Raw genomic sequence first — 16,400 nt, forward strand, 5'->3', positions numbered from 1 at the left:
TTCCATATGCGCATATCTGTGCTGACGGCAATCGTACTGGTTGCCGTGGGGGCTGCTGTTGCCGTTGAGCCCTCGCCGACCTTTGAATCGCTGCAGGCATTGCTGGATTCCCGCGTCGAAAAATGGCGGTTCCAGTTGGGGGACACGCCCGGCGCGGAGCGGCCTGACTTTGACGATTCAAGCTGGCAACGCGTGGAGCCCGGCTTCAAATGGTGGCCCCACGACTCCATCGCCTGGTTTCGAACGCGCGTAACCATCCCGGAAAGCGTGAGCGGCATCCCTGTTGTGGGGCACGCAGTCCGCCTGCGCGTCGGTGTCGACAACAAAGCTCAACCCTACGTGAACGGAGTGGCTCAACCGGCATTCGACTGGGATAAAGGCGACGTTCTGCTTACGGAATCGGCGCGTCCTGGTGAGGTGATCACGGTTGCCCTGCGGGCAATCAACGAACCCGGCAACGGCCAACTCATGCGCGCGTACCTGACGACAAATGCCGGCGATGCCATTGCCACCGACCTGACCGCATTCATGTCTGAATTAGACCGTGCCCTGTCTGACCAGGCGTACCTTTCAGGTCCGGAGGCACGGCACTGGAAGACTCTCGTAGAGCACGCGATCCAAACGCTTGACCTAGACGCCTATCGCGCGGGCAACGCAGGACCTTTCAAGAAATCCTTGGCCGCGGCGCGCTCGGTGCTGGTCTCGGATAAGCGTGAATTGGAGTCTCGTCTCGCTCATGTGGCGAAGCGTCTGGAGAAACTGAAACTCCGGATCGACGAAGCCAGGCAATTCGGCAACTCGGGTGTTGCTTACTTCGAATTGGACGCTCGTGTCATTGAGAGCTTCCTCCAGTACGTCAGGGAAGACGTCGCGGAGGAAAACCTGGAGCACCAGATTCGCGGCTTGAAAGCGGCCCGGTACATTGACGCGCTGTGTTCAACGAGTAATGCCGCGCTTGCGCGCGTCCTTCGAGAAAGGACCATCCTTGAGCCTTTCCCTCGCTATCAAACCGGGCCGGTCGAAATTCGCGATGGAAACTTCTATCAGGGAAACCAGCCCATCTTCTTCACCGGAGTCGGCCATTTCGGGCAAGTGCGCAGCGACACCCCGATCCTCACGCAATATGGACTGAACATCATTCAGATCGAGATCGGTCCCAACAGTGTTCTTCCCGCTCGCGGCATCGTAAACGCGGACGCCATTCGCGAGAATATCGTCAAAGCCCTCGACAATGCTGCCGCGCACAACGTGATGGTCAATGTCCTGATTTCGCCGCATTATTTCCCCGAGTGGGCGCTTGATGAACATCCTGAACTGCGCGAATGCGGTATGGGCTTCCTGAAGTACTGCATCGATGCGCCCGAATCGCGCGAGATTCTGCGACAATTCGTCAGCGTTCTCATGCCCATAATTTCCGGTCACCCGGCGTTGCACAGCATATGTCTGAGCAATGAGCCTCAATACAAAGGCCGTTGCGCGTATTCGCGTCAGGCATTCCACGAATGGTTACAGAAACGGCATTCGTCTCTGAATGCGGCGAATGCTGCGTACGGCACTTCCTACGCGTCGTTCGACGACGTGCCCGTGCCGGATGATGCATTGAACTATGCTTTGTTCTTCGATTGGTGTTGTTTCAACCAGGACCGTTTCGTCGCATTTCACGAGTTCCTGCGGGACGAGATCCGGAAGTACGATGCCAACATTCCCGTGCACGCCAAAGTCATGTCGCAAGCCTTCGAGGAACCCGGCCGGTTTGAAGCAGGCATCGACTACGAAGCATTCCCGCAACTCGGGACTATTTCGGGGAACGATTGCTGGAATGACTTCGAAACCGAAAAGACCGGTGAGTACCAGCAGCGTTGGCTGATCATGGCGATGAATTACACGCTCCAGCATTCGGTTGCGCCGGCCAATCCCATCTTTAATTCCGAGAATCACATCATTGTGGACGGTGACAAACACTACATCCCCGCGTGCCACATTCGCACAGCCTATTGGCTCGAAGCCTTGCACGGACAAGGAGCAACGACAACGTGGGTGTGGGACAGAGGGCAATCCGGCGATCTCGCCGAGAACATCCTTACGCGAGTGGACTGCGTACATGGACTCGGCAAAATTGCGCTTGACCTCAACCGGCTGGCTCCGCAAGTTGCCGCGCTCCAGCATGCAAAAGCGGAAGCCGCCATCTTCTTCTCGCACGCGTCGCTTCTGCCCTCTCGCAACTACGTTGAAGAGGCCAAAGCCGCTTTCGAGGGTGCGTACTTCACGGATACCACATTCGATTTCGTCACCGAATCCCAAGCTGTCGCGGGAAGACTGAAGGACTACAAACTCGTGCTCGTACCTTCGGCATCGCACGTCCCGCAGCCGGTCTACGAAGCCTTTCAAGAGTATCTCAATGCAGGCGGAACGTTAATCGTCACAGATGACTCGTTCGCATGCGATGAATACGGGCGGCCTCGCAACGAGGTGCTGAAAGCGCAAGATGCCACACAGCTTCGCAGGTATAGCCGTCCCATGCCCGCGCGCGCGTATCGCGAAGTCATTGATGTCGCCCTTGACGAAGCGGACGTTAACCGTCCGTTGCGCCTTGAGGGTCCGCATGGCGAGATCGTGTGGGGCGTGAACCTTCGAACAACGGCTTCGGGAGGCAAGCTGCTGGCGAGTCTCGTCAACCTCACGCGAGTGCCAAAGACCGTTTGTATACGTGACGCGGGAGAAATTGCTGCCGCGAGAGACCTGTTGACAAATGAATCCGTCGACTTTCCCGCGACGCTCAACCCCCTCGATCCGGTGTTGCTCGAAATTCAACCAGCACGCGCCGATTCGGATCATTGACTCCGTCTATCCGTCTCAGAGACACTGTGCAGCCACAGTCAATCGATTGGAAGGGGTTTACATGCCAGGACGTTCGGAAGCCGTTGCCTCTGGCAAGGATTTGCAGCGAAGAGTCGCTGATCTAGGCGCCATGTTGGGTCTTATCGTTGACACCGAAGTCGCCGTGGGTAGGCGTGTCTGGGGCGCCCGCAGGCGAATCGACGTCGTACTCAAGCATCCCGTCACGCGAGTAAGCCTGGGTGTTGAGTGTAAGTTTCAAGGCGGAGCGGGCAGCGCCGAAGAGAAGATCCCCGCAACGCTCGAGGACATTCGCGCATGGCCGATTCGCGGGATCGTCGTATATAGCGGCGCAGGCTTCTCGATTAACATGGAATCCTACTTGCTCTCTACCGGGATGGCTGTGGAAATGGACGATCTGGCCGCGTGGCTGACTCTCTACTTCGGACTATGAGCTTCATGAGAAGTACACAAGCAATGCCTCGCCCATTCTTGAAATGGGCCGGCGGCAAACGCCAGCTTCTCGATGCGTTGTTGAAGCAGGCAGAACGCGCGAATCCTTTCACGCAATATCACGAGCCGTTTGTGGGAGGCGGTGCTCTGTTCTTTGAGTTGCGGCGTATGAACCGCCTCGAAGGCAAGCAGGCATTTCTGAGCGACACGAATAGCCGTCTTATAGACGCCTATCTGGCCGTGAGGCAAGACGTGGAGCGCGTGATCGATCTTCTGAAGGTGCACGCGAGCAATCACAGCGAAGAGTATTACTACAAGGTGCGTTCCCAATCTCCGCAAGAGTTGTGTGCGAAGGCGGCGCGAATCATCTACCTGAACAAGACGGGATACAACGGCCTATTCCGCGAGAACAGCAAGGGGGAATTCAACGTCCCCTATGGACGTTATAAGAATCCTTGCATCTGCGATGAAGAGAATCTGCGAGCCGTGTCTTGCGCCCTCACGGATACGCACATCGAAGCCCGTTCGTTTGAAACCGTACTCGACTACGCCCGAAAAGGCGACTTTGTCTATTTCGATCCACCCTACCATCCGGTGTCGAAGACATCGTCATTTACCCGATACAGCATGCACGGCTTCGGACCGGCAGACCAGGAACGGCTTGCGGAAACCGCCCTCAAACTGCACAAACGCGGCGTGAAAGTTCTCCTCTCGAATTCAATGACGCCTTTCATACGTAGTCTTTACAGAGAGAACTTTCACATCGGCAAAGTCATGGCATCACGGCAAATAAATAGCAACGCCGAGAAACGCGGACAGATAGCAGAGGCCCTTGTCAGAAGCTACTGACGGGTCCGCTCCGGCCGGAGTTTATCCGTACATGTTCGCATGGACCCAAGTGAGAAGACTTGCTTTGAGGAAATTGCGGACGCCTGGATGATCGGGGAGAGCTACTGAATCTCGCCGTTCTCGATCAGTCTTACGGCAAGGTCGGCTACTTGACCGTCGAACTGGCTGCCGCCATTCTTGCGGAACTCGCCGACGATCTCATTCTTGGATAGGGCTTCGCGATACGGGCGCGGACTCGACATCGCAACGTAGGCGTCTGCCGCGGCCACTACCCGCGCCAAGGGGGGGACTGCCTCGCCCGACAACCCGTCGGGGTAACCGGATCCGTCGACACGCTCGTGGTGGCTGCGAACCACCTGCAAATGCGCGGTATTCAAGAACTGGATGGGCTTAATCAGGTCGTGGCCAATAACCGTGTGCTGACGAACAGATGCCCACTCGTCTTCGTTGAGCCGGCCATTTTTCGCCAAAACCGACCCGCTCACACCAAGCTTGCCAATGTCGTGCAACGGACCCGCCACACGCAAGATATCCAGGTCCTGTTCGCTCATCCCCATATTCTGCGCCAGCATAAGCGATATGTCACGAACCTTGGAACCGTGTCCCTTTGTGAACTCGTCGCGCGCTTCGATCATGCGCACCATTTCCTCAACGGTCGTCAAATGCGCGCGCTCTAAATCGCGCAACGTGCGCACGTTGTCGATGGCGGCCGCGGCATGATTCGCTACGATGCTCAGCGTCTTCAGGTCCGCGTCGCTGAATCGGCCCTGATCCTGCTTATTGCAGACATTCAATACGGCGAGTATCTGCTTCTCTTCCCCGAGATCGGTGTAGCGGGGAAATTTGCTCACCAGCGGCAACGAGACAAACGACGGATCACCCAGGTTTCTGCTCTCCAACAGCAATTCCGGATGATCGCCCAGATTCTCGACCAGGATCGGTTGTCTGCTTGAGGCCACCTTGCCCGATATGCCCTTGCCAATTTCCACCAGACCGTTCACGGCCTCACGCGGCAGTCCTACACTCGCGGCGATTTCGAGGTTCTTGCCGTCGCAAGAAGCAATCATCAATGAACCTCGCTCTGCCCCAACCTGCTTCAGCGCCGCGTTCAGCACGAACTCAAGAAGCTGCTTTTCCTGACGGATACTCGCCATCGCTTCGCTGATTTCGAAAATATCGGTCAGATCTCGTAAACGCGTGTTCTCGGCCGCCAGCCTGTACCGCTCCAGCGCGTTGGAGACGGCCATTTTCACCTCACTCAGGCTGAATGGCTTCAGTACGTAGTCGTACGCGCCTTCCTTCACCGCGGCTCGCGCGGTTTCCACGGTGGCAAACCCGGTCATCACGATCGGTATAAGGGAGGGCCGCACTTTGCGTGCTTCGCGGATGAGTTGGATACCGTCCATCTCGGGCATCATGATGTCGGTGAAGAGCAGAGCGAAATCGTCCTGCGCCCGAAGCAGCTCCAGGGCCGCAGGCCCGCCAGGCATGCTGTCAACAGAATAGCCGTCGTCACTGAGGATGTCGCATAGCAACTCCCGAATGACGGCTTCATCGTCAACAATTAATATTCGGTTTGGATGACCCATAACGCAACCCGCGCCCAGCATACCTACATCATACCACATAGGAATGCCCGGAAGTCTAGTCTTGAAATACCCGTAATCGGCTAATAGAGATCAGATGTCAGGTAATTACTGGCCTAACTGTTCCTCTTTGGAACAAAGACACCGAAATTACTTTCACACTAATGAGACAAGACCTTGCGTGCTCGCGAAATTGCCGCCTTCACTTGTTTCGGTGCGGTTCCACCTGGCTGGTTCCGCTTGGCAACAATTGCCGCTGCGCTCAGTGCGCGATGAACATCGGCAGAGAAGCTAGGCGAGAATTGCCGATACTCGTCAATCGTCAAATCACCTAATCTCTTGCCATTTCGCACACTATACACAACGATGCGCCCAATGGTCGAGTGGGCCTCGCGGAATGGTACTCCCTTGCCCACAAGGTAATCGGCAAGGTCGGTCGCCTCCATGAAGCCCTCAAGCACGGCTTCAGACATGGCGTCACGGTTAACCTGAATCGACGGCAACATAGCCGCAGTGACCGAAAGGCAAAGCTGCACAGTGTCCGAAGCGTCAAACACGGGCTCCTTGTCTTCCTGCAGGTCCCGATTATACGTCATCGGCAACCCTTTCATCAGGGTAAGAAGCGCCGTCAAATCGCCGTACACGCGGCCCGTCTTGCCCCTCACAAGCTCCGCGACATCGGGGTTCTTCTTCTGGGGCATGATGCTCGACCCCGTCGTGAACGCATCGCCAATTTCAATGAAACCGTATTCGGGGGTAGACCACAGAATCAACTCTTCGCACAGACGCGACAGATGCATCATGACCAGCGCCGACGCCGAGCAAAACTCGATCAAGTAGTCGCGGTCAGAGACTGCATCCATGCTATTCGCGGAAATGTTGTCGAAGCCAAGTTCCTTGGCCACCTGGTGCCGGTTGATGGGGTAGGGAACCCCTGCAAGAGCGGCCGAACCCAGCGGCATGACATTCACCCTCTTGCGCAGTTCTCCAAAGCGTTCCCAGTCGCGCTGGAACATCTCGAAATACGCGAGATAATGATGGGCCAGAAGGACCGGCTGCGCGTGCTGCAGGTGTGTGCACCCCGGCACTATCACGTCGATGTGCGCTTCCGCGAACGTGACCAAAGCGGCCTGTAGACAGCGCAATTGTCCTCGAATCGCATCCACCTGATCGCGTGCCCACATCCGCACGTCCGTGGCAATCTGATCGTTTCGGCTGCGCGCCGTGTGCAGGCGTTTGCCCGCATCTCCGATCCGTGCCACCAACGCCGATTCAATATTCGTGTGGACATCTTCCATAGCCGCGTCGAAGACAAACTTGCCCTCGGCAATGTCCTCGGCAACGGCTTTCAGTCCCGCGATGATCTTCTTGGCGTCGGCCTTCGAGATGATGCCGCAATCGCCCAGCATGCGCGCGTGAGCGATGCTGCCGCGAATGTCCCACGGCGCCAACCGGGAATCGAACGACACCGATTGGCCAAGTTGCTCGACCAATGCGTCGGTTTTTCCCTCGAATCTTCCGCCCCAGAGTTTGGCCATGACACTGCCCTACAGGTCAAAACCGGCGCGATTGCGCACGCGAAGGCGCAAAGCGTTCAAACGAATAAACGCGCCCGCATCGCTCTGCTGATACGCACCCTCGTCCTCTTCAAACGTCGAAATCTTCGGATCGTAGAGCGTCTTTTCCGCCTTGCGTCCGACCACGATGCAATTACCCTTGTAGAGCTTAACGCGCGCCGTTCCCGTCACATTCTCCTGCGACTTCTTCACGAACGCGTTCAATGCAGCCATTTCCGGCGAATACCAGAAACCGTTGTAGACAAGCTGCGCGAACTTCGGCGACATCTGATCGCGCAACAACATCACTTCGCGGTCCATCGTAATCGATTCCACGGCGCGGTGGGCCGCATACAGAATGGTACCGCCCGGCGTTTCGTACACGCCGCGCGACTTCATTCCCACGAAACGATTCTCGACCATATCGACGCGGCCAACACCGTTCGCGCCGCCCAGTGCATTGAGGCGCGCCAGGAGTGCCGCCGGCGACAGGCGCTTCCCGTCCACTGCAACGGGCAGGCCTTCCTCGAACTCTACCTCGACATAGGTGGGCTTGTCGGGAGCCTTGCCCGGGTCAACGCTCAAGATGAACATGTCATCGGGCGGCTCCGACCAAGGATCCTCCAAAATGCCGCCTTCGAACGAAATGTGCAGCAAGTTGCGGTCCGATGAATACGGCTTTTTTGCCGTAACCGGCACCGGGATGTCGTGCTTCTTCGCGTACTCGATAAGCGCGGTACGGCTGTTCAAATCCCAGTCGCGCCACGGGGCGATGATGGTCACGTTGGGCTCGAGCGCGTAGAACGTCAGTTCGAACCGGACTTGATCGTTGCCCTTGCCGGTCGCTCCATGCGAAACCGCGTCGGCCTTTTCTTTGCGGAGCACATCGATTTGCGCCTTTGCGATAAGCGGCCGCGCCACGCTCGTACCGAGCATGTAGTTGCCTTCGTAATAGGCATTCGCCTGCATCGTCGGGAAGACGAAATCGCGTACAAACTCCTCGCGCAGATCCAGGGCATATGCGGCGCATGCGCCGGTGCGAAGGGCTTTGGCGCGTGCTTCCTCGACTTCCTCACCCTGGCCGATATCGGCAATAAATGCGACGATGTCGGCTTTGTAGGTTTCCTGGAGCCACTTCAAAATCACCGAAGTGTCCAATCCACCCGAATACGCGAGAACGATCTTCTTAACCGATGCTGCCATGATTCCCTCTCTTCCTCCGGCAAAGCCGGCTCGCGGCTCCACCACAACTTAGCGCGCTTGGCCGCGTCACGAAGCCTGCTAAAGCCCGTGACAACCCGTCGCCGTTATGATTCCACTCGGAGACATCGACTTTAGAAGTTCCCCGGTTCGAGGGACTCCCAAGCCGAAGTCCCGCATATTACTTCCCGATTCGCGCCCGCCGCTTGCGGTTCAGGCCATCCTCGCCCTTCTGCATCAGTGTGACCATTATCGCCTTCTGCGCGTGCAGCCTGTTCTCCGCCTCGTCAAAGACGATGGACTGCGGGCCGTCCATCACCTCGTCAGTCACTTCCTGACCGCGCTTGGCGGGAAGACAGTGCATGAACACCGCTCCAGGTTTGGCGAGCGACATGAGCTTGGCATTCACTTGATACGGGGCGAACGTCTTGGCCCTCTTCTCGCTCTCCCGCTCCTGACCCATGCTGGCCCACACATCGGTGTACACCGCGTCCGCTCCCCGCACGCCATCCTCAATACTGTGCGTGATGCAAATCTCGCCCTTGGCGTGTGCCTTTGCGAAGGCCACAATTTCCGGGTCTGCCTCGTATCCGGGCGGGCAAACCAGCGTGAAGTTGATGGGAATGTGCGCCGCAAAATTGAGCCAGGATGCCGCAACATTATTGCCGTCGCCCACGAACGCCAGCTTCAACTCGCCAAGGTCTCCCTTATGCTCACGCAAAGCCTGTGCATCCGCAATCACCTGGCACGGATGCAACTTGTCGGTCAATGCGTTGATGACCGGAACTCCAGCGTATTTTGCCAGATCTTCAACCGCTTCATGTCTATAGGTCCGCGCAACGATTCCATCCACCCAGCGGTCGAGATTCCGGGCGACATCGGGCACGGATTCGCGCTCTCCCAGCTTAATCTGCCCCGACTCAAGCACAAGCGCGTGGCCGCCAAGCTGGAACATGCCCGTCTCGAACGTTACTCGCGTGCGCAGACTCGGCTTTTCAAAAATCATGGCCACGGTCTGGCCTTCCAGAAGCCGGTGAGGCTTGCCTTGTTTGAGCGTTCTTTTCAACCGGTCGGCCATTTCGAGCAGTTCGAGGATGTCGCCGGCTGTCAGTTCCGCGAGGGTGATGAAATCCATGTACATCAGACTTCTCCGATCGCCTTATCCAAGGTTGCCACAACCCGGTCCACGTGCGCTTGGGTGATGATAAGCGGCGGCGCGAAGCGAAGGACATTGGGTCCCGCTGGCCCGCACACAATGCCCGCATCGAGCATCTTCTGCACTACTGGCGCCACCGGGGACTTCATTTCAACGCCAACGAGGAGACCTTTTCCCCGTACATCGACGATGCCGGAGTGCTTCTTCGCCAACGCACTCAATTTGTTCACGAAGTACTCGCCGATTTTCACGACCCCGTCCAGGAAGCCCGGTTCAAGGATGACTTCCACCGTTGCCAATGCCGCCGCCGTACACAGCGGATTCCCGCCAAAAGTGGATGCATGAGAACCAACACTGAATCCCGAGGCTACCTTCTCGGTGCAGCCCATCGCGCCGATCGGAACACCGTTGCCAAGGCCCTTGGCCACCACAATGATGTCGGGAGTCACGCCATAATGTTCATGCGCAAAGAACTTGCCTGTACGCCCAACGCCGGTCTGCACTTCATCGAAGATCAGCAACGCCCCACGCTCATTGCAGAGTTCCCGCACCTGCTTCAGATAACTGTCCGACGGCGTCCGTACGCCGCCTTCTCCTTGAATGGGTTCCACAATCACCGCGCCCGTCTGAGGCGACACGGCCTTGCGCAACGAAGCGATGTCGTTGAACGGGACATGCTTGATGCCCGGCAAGAGAGGTTCAAACCCTTCCTGATACTTGGGTTGCCCGGTCGCCGATATCGCTCCGAACGTCCGTCCGTGGAACGAATTCAGCATTGTCACAAACTCGGGCTTCGGTGTTCCCTGCTGTGACCAGTACCGCCGGACCAGCTTCATGGCCGCTTCCATCGCACCCGCGCCGCAATTCGAGAAAAACCACTTGTCCGCGAAACTGTGCTGACACAACAAAGCCGCAAGTTTGACTTGCGGCTCGATGTAGTAGAGGTTGGACACGTGCACCAGAGTCTTCGCCTGCATGCACAAGGCCTCCGTCACCTTCGGGTGGCAGTGGCCCAACCCGGTCACGGCGATTCCCGCGAAGAAATCGAGGTATTCTTTGCCTTCGGCATCCCAGAGCGTCACGCCTTCACCGCGGACGAATGCAATGCTCCGCGAACCGTACGTGTTGATTACGTGCTGCTCATTGAGCGTCTTGATTTCGCTGGTAGTCATGTTCCTATCCTCCCTCGATTGTCCCACGCGCCCGCGCATGTGTTATGAAAAGAGATCCGACTATGCGCACGCGCCCGTGACGCGCCCGAGGGTTCTTTGCCCGGTTTCCCTGACGTCGGCGAAAAAAAGGCGAGCGCGTTCTCTACCGAACGCGCCCAAAACCGGGAACGAATACTCTACAATGCGGACACCATTGCCCGCAAGATCGTTGATCTCGCCTTAGTTGTCCTTGCCCTTGGCGGAAGCGCTCTTGCCGGAATCGCTCTTTGCCGGCTTCGATTCGGACTTGGATTCCGCCTTGGTCTCGGACTTGCCCTCCGATTTGCTCTCGGAGGCGCCTCCGTTCTTGCCGTTGCCGCTCTTCTTATAGTCCGTTTCGTAGAATCCCGAGCCCTTAAACAGAATCCCCGCGCCCGTACCGAGCAATCGCGTTGTTCGAGTGCTTCCGCAAGAATCGCACTTTACGCGAGGGGACTCGGACATCGAGTGAAAAACGTCCTGCACCGCCTCACACTTCTTACACTGATACGTATACGTTGGCATCGCTCGAATACTCCCAAACTCTTGCAACCTGCAGAGAAAAGGTAGATACATTTTGGAGGAAAACACCTCCAGAGGGGCTATAACGATATCAAAACCGATGCACATGACTCAACAATTCCGCCAAGTCAAACACGCAAATCCCGGAATGCGTTCGGCGGCGACGGGTCGCCGCCAACGCACTTCTCGGTAGCCGGGCAGGACCGGCAGAGCTAATCCTCAGGGAGGTTTCCCTTAACGGAATTTGGCAAAGAAGGCTCGGAGGAGTGGGCTCTCTCGTAGAAGCGCGGAACTGCATGGGGCGGGGTACTGCGAGATGCCATCCGAGCAGACTCGCAAAATGGGGACCGGGCGCCGGACTAGTTCTTCCGAGGCTCGTCCGAGAAGAGCAGTCGCACCCGATCGCGAGTTTGCCCAATCTTGACCCGGCAGTCCACCCAGTCTCCTACTGACTTGATGCGAATCTTCGCGTCGGGCGGTACGCCCTCGGACGGAACGATGAGCCACGCAAACGTAGCCGAGGTATCCATTGCCTTCTTGTACACGGCCGTGGGTGAAGCGACCTTGTGGTTGTACTCACGGCTCCACCACCCCTGGATGACTGGCTGCTCTTGTCCTGACACCACCAAGACGCTCCAATCTACTCCCTCAGAGGGGACTACCCGGACGTTTCCGGCTCCGTCATTGGTGCTTGCGGCAGTCAGATTGCCGAGCGCGACCGTACAATCGGGGTGGAAGTGCCAAAGCGCCGTGATGGAGCGTGGGCGGTCCGTATTTATGCGGTCCAGAACGATCCAATACTGACCTCGTTTGTAGTACACAAGCCGCTCGTGCGTGGCGGTGCCTTCCAGGCCGGCGTAGCCGCTATCGTATATGCCATATCCGAGGTCGTATTCGGGAGCGATCACAATCTGCTGGTCCAGCGGCTCTGTCACGGAATAGGGCTTGTCAACTTGCCCCTTGCCATCAACAAGAAGCGTGTTGTGGCTGGCCGTTCCCACAAAGTACCGTCTCCAGTCCCCGCCTACGTAGGTGTAGCGTCCCGAATCCACCAGGACGTCCCTTCCATGGGAAACGACCGAAAGGTGAAGCTTGTCTGCGTGCCTATGCCCGATGCCCGCTGGTCCAACATCAAAGAACGCCCAGTCTGCGTCTTTCTGCCAGCCGCTTCGCATGACCAACTGACCCGCCCAAGGAAATCCCCGAGACGGCGGGTCCTTGGGACACTCGCCCGCATTGCCATTGGTTGCGATATACGTCCAGTCCGGCCGATTGAAACTCCTTGCGGCCTCATCGATCCGCTGAGCATTCTGCGCAGAGTCGGAATCGTTGTTCAGCGGCGAATAGCCGGTTGGATCCAACGTGTAAGCAAGATAATCCCACATGCGCTCGATGGTGTCGCGAAACTGACCGGGCACGGGTCGTCCTGCCCGCTGGAGCAAATCCGAGATTGACTGGAAGTTCGACAGGGTGACCCGGTGGTACGACGTCGTCAGTTCCATTTGAGCGCCGTCGGGATACACCTGGGCATCCAATTCCTTCGTCAAACGGCCCACGCTGTAATCGACCCACGCTGCCGCGTCACGAAACTCCGGCCACGCCACCCCAGCCACTGCGAGACCATACAATTCCATGGCAATCCAATTGCTCGTCTGCTTGTGGAAGTTGCGAAGGTAACGGGCATGGTCGGGGATACTGGATAGCAGCAATATCCGCGTTTCCGGAGAAAAAGCAGGTTCATGCTGCAGCGCATAGAAGCCCCGTGCCCACGCACGAACCCGGAAATGAGTCTCCAATCCTCTCCAAACCAAAGGGTTCTTCTCCGGCTCGGCAAACGGATTCTGAAGAATCCAGTCCCGCACTTGAGCGTCCCATGCGGCCGCGTACTTGGCGTCTCCAGTCGTCAGGTAGGCGTCCAATAGCCAATCGAGGTGAAAATGCCGGTTCAGTGCCCAAGCCCACTCCTTGTCGCTGTTGGGCCCAGTGTGGTTCCAATCAAGTCCGCCTTCAGGTCGACGCGGCACCTTGTCTGTCAGGTCATAGAACGTAAACGTATCATTCAGCACGGCATCCGCCTTCGCTATCGCGGCGGCATCCACTTGAGGTTTGGGAAGTAACGACGGGAATGCCGGGTTCGCGGTGTTTTGGTAGTACTCCACGAGCGACGCACATGCCTTGCCCCAATCCTGCTTGACTGCCGCAGCTTGCACACTCGCCAATTCCGGTTTCTGAAGATCAATCGAATCGAACAGCGCCTTAATCCGTTCGGAATTGGATTTGGCAAAATCGGCGAGGTCTTCCTGTGCGAACGCCGTTGACAGTGCGGCAACCAACCCAACGGCGACGATTGATTTGAAACGATGCATGATAGAGTAGCTCCAGCGAAAGATACTTCTTATGACGTTCCCCAAATCAGAAGATTGTCACAGCGCACGACAGAGAATCCACTTCAAATCGCTATTCTCTCGTGTATCCGTAATCGATGTCCTTACCGCGCCCGCGCTTACTCTGTCCTCAATCCAAAATCCAAAATCCAAAATCCAAAATCTAAAATCTAAAATTCCCCCACTCCCTGTTTGACACGGCCCCCCCCTCACAGTCACCATTTTCCCGGAGTCTCATGTCAATAGATGGACCTTATTCCTGATCTTTCGAAATACCCCGTCACGACGGTCAATGGGGCGATAGCCGTAGGCATCGCCGTGGGAACCCTGTACTGCTTCCTTGGATACCGTGTGCTGAAATTTGTGCTTTGTCTCACCGGTTTCGGTTTGGCCGGTGCGGTCGCGGGAGCGATAGCCGCCTGGGTCACCCAGGCGCACATGGGGTTCATGCTCGGTGCAATGATTGGCGGGGGAGTATGTGGGGCCATGGCCATGCTCTTCCTGTTCCGCACAGGCATCTTCCTCGTGGGATCGCTGGCTGCGCTTCTGATAGCCCAAAACCTGCTCGCGGCCCGCGAGGAATCCTGGAGCGTCTGGCTTATCCTGGCCTCGGCCCTGGCTGGCGGGATGCTGGCGCTGGTCCTTGAGCGCCTCGTTATGACCATGGCCACCGCAGCCATCGGAGCGTGGCTGGTCGTTTGTGGTGTAGGTTTCTTTCTTGTAGGCCCGACCTTTGTGGATGTGTTCCAGGAGCCCATCGAGCTGGGTAGAGACCGCGGAATTGTGGCCCTGAGTTGGGCCGTTCTCGCCATGGCGGGGTGCCTGGCCCAACTTGCCACAACTCGAAAGCGAAAGCCACAGCCGTCTGGCTGACTTGGTCGCACGGCAGTTGCTGCTCCTTATTACGCCGCAACTTCGCGAATTGCCTCGCTAAACCAGTAAATACTGGTATATACTTCTAGCCGGAGTTTGGCTGTCCTAATTCTGTTTGCTGTGGTTGCAGGCAATCGGATTCCTAATACCTTGGGGAGCCTTTCAGACTCAAGATTTGGCTTTATGCAATAAGAGAACCACGCCCAGTCCGCGTAGGGTTCTTATGTCATTTCGACTTGGGCAATAAGTTGGCTATGAGACTCTTGATGCAGAAGGGAGAGAATCATGGAAGCGGTAAGCCGAGTTCGCAAAAGACGTGGGATTCGCACCACCATCCTTGTGGCAACAGCCGGAACGCTGATAATCGTGCTGACCGCCGCCATGATGTTGATCAACATGCGCGTGCATTCCATGAGCGATTCCTCCGCGTCCAAATCCGCAGAAATGGTCGCATCAACGGTTGCGGACGCGGTCTCTTCCTACGGGCAAACTGGCGACATGATTGGCCTCGGACTCTTCCTGGAGAAGGTCACGGCATTGCAGGGTTTGAAAGAGGTTCGCGTGGTTCGGGCACCGGCCACAGTCGCCGACTTCGGTGAACGCGAAGGCGCCGCCAAGGCAGATGAAGTCGAATTGCGTGTCGCCGCTTCGTCAAAACCAGAGCCCGTCGCAGACGACACCTTGCATACGTACCGTTTGACCATGCCCTCCCTGTGTGTCGAATCATGCACGTCGTGCCACGCATCCGCCAAACCCGGTGATGTTCTCGGCATCACAAGCGTGACCGTGAGCACCGCCGAAAACGACCTTGCCATGGCGCAAATGTCGAAAGAGAGCGTGGCCGTGTTTGCAGTGGCGCTAGTGATTGAAGCGCTTCTGCTTGGAGGTATCGTGACGCGCTCCGTGGTGAGGCCGCTGCAAAAAGTGGCCGACCAGTTGAATGCAGAATCCGAGGATTTGCGCTCGGTTTCGGATGAAGTACTTGGCGCGTCACAGTCGCTGGTTTCGCGTAGCGGAGACACGGACAGCTTCAACCTTACCTCCAGCGCACTAAAACAGGTTGCAGACCTTACGCAACTGAGCGCAGAGCGCGCCGCTCAGGCAAACGAAGCGGCCGCCAAGGCCAATTCGGCCGCGGAAGAGGGACGCGACGCAATGACACGCATGACGGAAGCCATCGATCTGATCCGGTCGACATCGGATGCCACGGTAAAGATTGTCAAGACGATCGATAGCATCGCATTTCAAACCAACCTGCTGTCTTTGAACGCTGCGGTAGAAGCCGCTCGTGCCGGCGACGCGGGTAAAGGGTTCGCCGTGGTTGCCGGTGAGGTGCGAAGCCTTGCCCAGCGAAGCGCCACCGCAGCCAAGGAGACAGCCGCGCTCCTGGAGGAGTCGCAGCAAAACGCGACCCGCGGGGTGACCGCCGCAGGCGAGATGGCGCAAATCCTCGGCAAAATATCGAGCGAAATCGGCAGTGTGACGCAACTCATCGCCGAAGCCTCAAAGATGACTCGCGATCAGTCCGCCGGTATTGGCAAAGTCGACGATGCCATCGAGCAGATCAACCTCTTGACGCGTGAAGCGTCGGAGACTTCAGAGCAGACTGCCCGCGCCAGCGAAACGTTGGCGCATCGGGCCGAAGAGTTGGCCGGCCTCGTGACAACGCTGCATGTCCTTGTGCACGGCGGGTACGGCGCCGCAAACGGACGGAGCGAACCTGTAGACTCTTCGCGAGCGGTTGTCCCAGTCATGCACTGACGCTCGACTACAAAATGGTTCCTGCCGAAGTGCGC

At 57.3% G+C, this 16,400-nt stretch carries 12 protein-coding genes; 5 read left to right on the plus strand and 7 right to left on the minus strand.

The features are described 5' to 3' along the window. Window positions 1-6: 6 nt before the first annotated feature. The 3 genes from K1Y02_02435 (at window position 7) to K1Y02_02445 (ending at window position 4,137) form a co-directional block, all read left to right on the plus strand. Window positions 7-2,838, plus strand: coding sequence for a beta-galactosidase (locus tag K1Y02_02435; protein MBX7255193.1), 2,832 nt, complete (start codon window positions 7-9; stop codon window positions 2,836-2,838). A 61-nt stretch (window positions 2,839-2,899) separates the two neighbouring features. Next, complete coding sequence (locus K1Y02_02440; GenBank protein MBX7255194.1) at window positions 2,900-3,289, plus strand: hypothetical protein; 390 nt, start codon at window positions 2,900-2,902, stop codon at window positions 3,287-3,289. After that, a complete protein-coding gene (locus tag K1Y02_02445; protein MBX7255195.1) occupies window positions 3,286-4,137 on the plus strand; it encodes a DNA adenine methylase in 852 nt (283 codons plus the stop codon). Before K1Y02_02440 ends, K1Y02_02445 begins: the two co-directional genes overlap by 4 nt. A gap of 101 nt (window positions 4,138-4,238) precedes the next feature. Here K1Y02_02445 and K1Y02_02450 read toward each other — a convergent pair whose 3' ends face one another. The 7 genes from K1Y02_02450 to K1Y02_02480 form a co-directional block, all read right to left on the minus strand. Further along, window positions 4,239-5,765 (minus strand): response regulator, encoded by a 1,527-nt coding sequence (locus tag K1Y02_02450; GenBank protein MBX7255196.1) that lies wholly within the window; start codon window positions 5,763-5,765, stop codon window positions 4,239-4,241. A gap of 119 nt (window positions 5,766-5,884) precedes the next feature. Beyond that, window positions 5,885-7,261 (minus strand): argininosuccinate lyase, encoded by a 1,377-nt coding sequence (gene argH / locus K1Y02_02455; GenBank protein ID MBX7255197.1) that lies wholly within the window; start codon window positions 7,259-7,261, stop codon window positions 5,885-5,887. Window positions 7,262-7,270: 9 nt separating this feature from the next. Further along, window positions 7,271-8,482, minus strand: coding sequence for an argininosuccinate synthase (locus K1Y02_02460; protein MBX7255198.1), 1,212 nt, complete (start codon window positions 8,480-8,482; stop codon window positions 7,271-7,273). A gap of 178 nt (window positions 8,483-8,660) precedes the next feature. After that, on the minus strand, window positions 8,661-9,620 hold the full coding sequence (gene argF, locus K1Y02_02465; GenBank protein MBX7255199.1) for an ornithine carbamoyltransferase: 960 nt from the start codon (window positions 9,618-9,620) through the stop codon (window positions 8,661-8,663). Beyond that, window positions 9,620-10,807, minus strand: a complete 1,188-nt coding sequence (locus K1Y02_02470; GenBank protein ID MBX7255200.1) for an aspartate aminotransferase family protein — start codon at window positions 10,805-10,807, stop codon at window positions 9,620-9,622. Before K1Y02_02470 ends, argF begins: the two co-directional genes overlap by 1 nt. Before the next feature lie 219 nt (window positions 10,808-11,026). Then, the gene (locus K1Y02_02475) at window positions 11,027-11,350 is read right to left on the minus strand and encodes a zinc ribbon domain-containing protein (protein ID MBX7255201.1); all 324 of its coding nucleotides are present in this window, start codon (window positions 11,348-11,350) and stop codon (window positions 11,027-11,029) included. Between the two features lie 356 nt (window positions 11,351-11,706). Next, the gene (locus K1Y02_02480) at window positions 11,707-13,713 is read right to left on the minus strand and encodes a heparinase II/III family protein (GenBank protein ID MBX7255202.1); all 2,007 of its coding nucleotides are present in this window, start codon (window positions 13,711-13,713) and stop codon (window positions 11,707-11,709) included. Window positions 13,714-13,977: 264 nt separating this feature from the next. Between K1Y02_02480 and K1Y02_02485 the strand changes: the two genes are divergently transcribed. Together K1Y02_02485 and K1Y02_02490 are read left to right on the plus strand one after the other, a co-directional pair. Continuing rightward, window positions 13,978-14,604 carry a TMEM198/TM7SF3 family protein gene (locus tag K1Y02_02485; protein ID MBX7255203.1) on the plus strand — a complete coding sequence of 209 codons (627 nt, stop codon included), beginning with the start codon at window positions 13,978-13,980 and terminating at the stop codon, window positions 14,602-14,604. Between the two features lie 285 nt (window positions 14,605-14,889). After that, window positions 14,890-16,365: a hypothetical protein gene (locus K1Y02_02490; GenBank protein ID MBX7255204.1), complete on the plus strand. Its 1,476-nt coding sequence runs from the start codon at window positions 14,890-14,892 to the stop codon at window positions 16,363-16,365. The last annotated feature ends 35 nt before the right edge of the window (window positions 16,366-16,400 follow it).

Source organism: Candidatus Hydrogenedentota bacterium, from assembly GCA_019695095.1.
In the GTDB taxonomy this organism is placed as follows: Bacteria; Hydrogenedentota; Hydrogenedentia; order Hydrogenedentales; family SLHB01; genus JAIBAQ01.

Coding starts and splice junctions, on each gene's coding strand:
- K1Y02_02490 (MBX7255204.1), top strand. CDS start 14,890: ATGGAAGCGGTAAGCCGAGTTCGCAAAAGACGTGGGATTCGCACCACC.
- K1Y02_02450 (MBX7255196.1), bottom strand. CDS start 5,765: ATGTGGTATGATGTAGGTATGCTGGGCGCGGGTTGCGTTATGGGTCAT.
- K1Y02_02480 (MBX7255202.1), bottom strand. CDS start 13,713: ATGCATCGTTTCAAATCAATCGTCGCCGTTGGGTTGGTTGCCGCACTG.
- K1Y02_02460 (MBX7255198.1), bottom strand. CDS start 8,482: ATGGCAGCATCGGTTAAGAAGATCGTTCTCGCGTATTCGGGTGGATTG.
- K1Y02_02475 (MBX7255201.1), bottom strand. CDS start 11,350: ATGCCAACGTATACGTATCAGTGTAAGAAGTGTGAGGCGGTGCAGGAC.
- K1Y02_02445 (MBX7255195.1), top strand. CDS start 3,286: ATGAGCTTCATGAGAAGTACACAAGCAATGCCTCGCCCATTCTTGAAA.
- argH (MBX7255197.1), bottom strand. CDS start 7,261: ATGGCCAAACTCTGGGGCGGAAGATTCGAGGGAAAAACCGACGCATTG.
- K1Y02_02470 (MBX7255200.1), bottom strand. CDS start 10,807: ATGACTACCAGCGAAATCAAGACGCTCAATGAGCAGCACGTAATCAAC.
- K1Y02_02440 (MBX7255194.1), top strand. CDS start 2,900: ATGCCAGGACGTTCGGAAGCCGTTGCCTCTGGCAAGGATTTGCAGCGA.
- K1Y02_02485 (MBX7255203.1), top strand. CDS start 13,978: ATGGACCTTATTCCTGATCTTTCGAAATACCCCGTCACGACGGTCAAT.
- argF (MBX7255199.1), bottom strand. CDS start 9,620: ATGTACATGGATTTCATCACCCTCGCGGAACTGACAGCCGGCGACATC.
- K1Y02_02435 (MBX7255193.1), top strand. CDS start 7: ATGCGCATATCTGTGCTGACGGCAATCGTACTGGTTGCCGTGGGGGCT.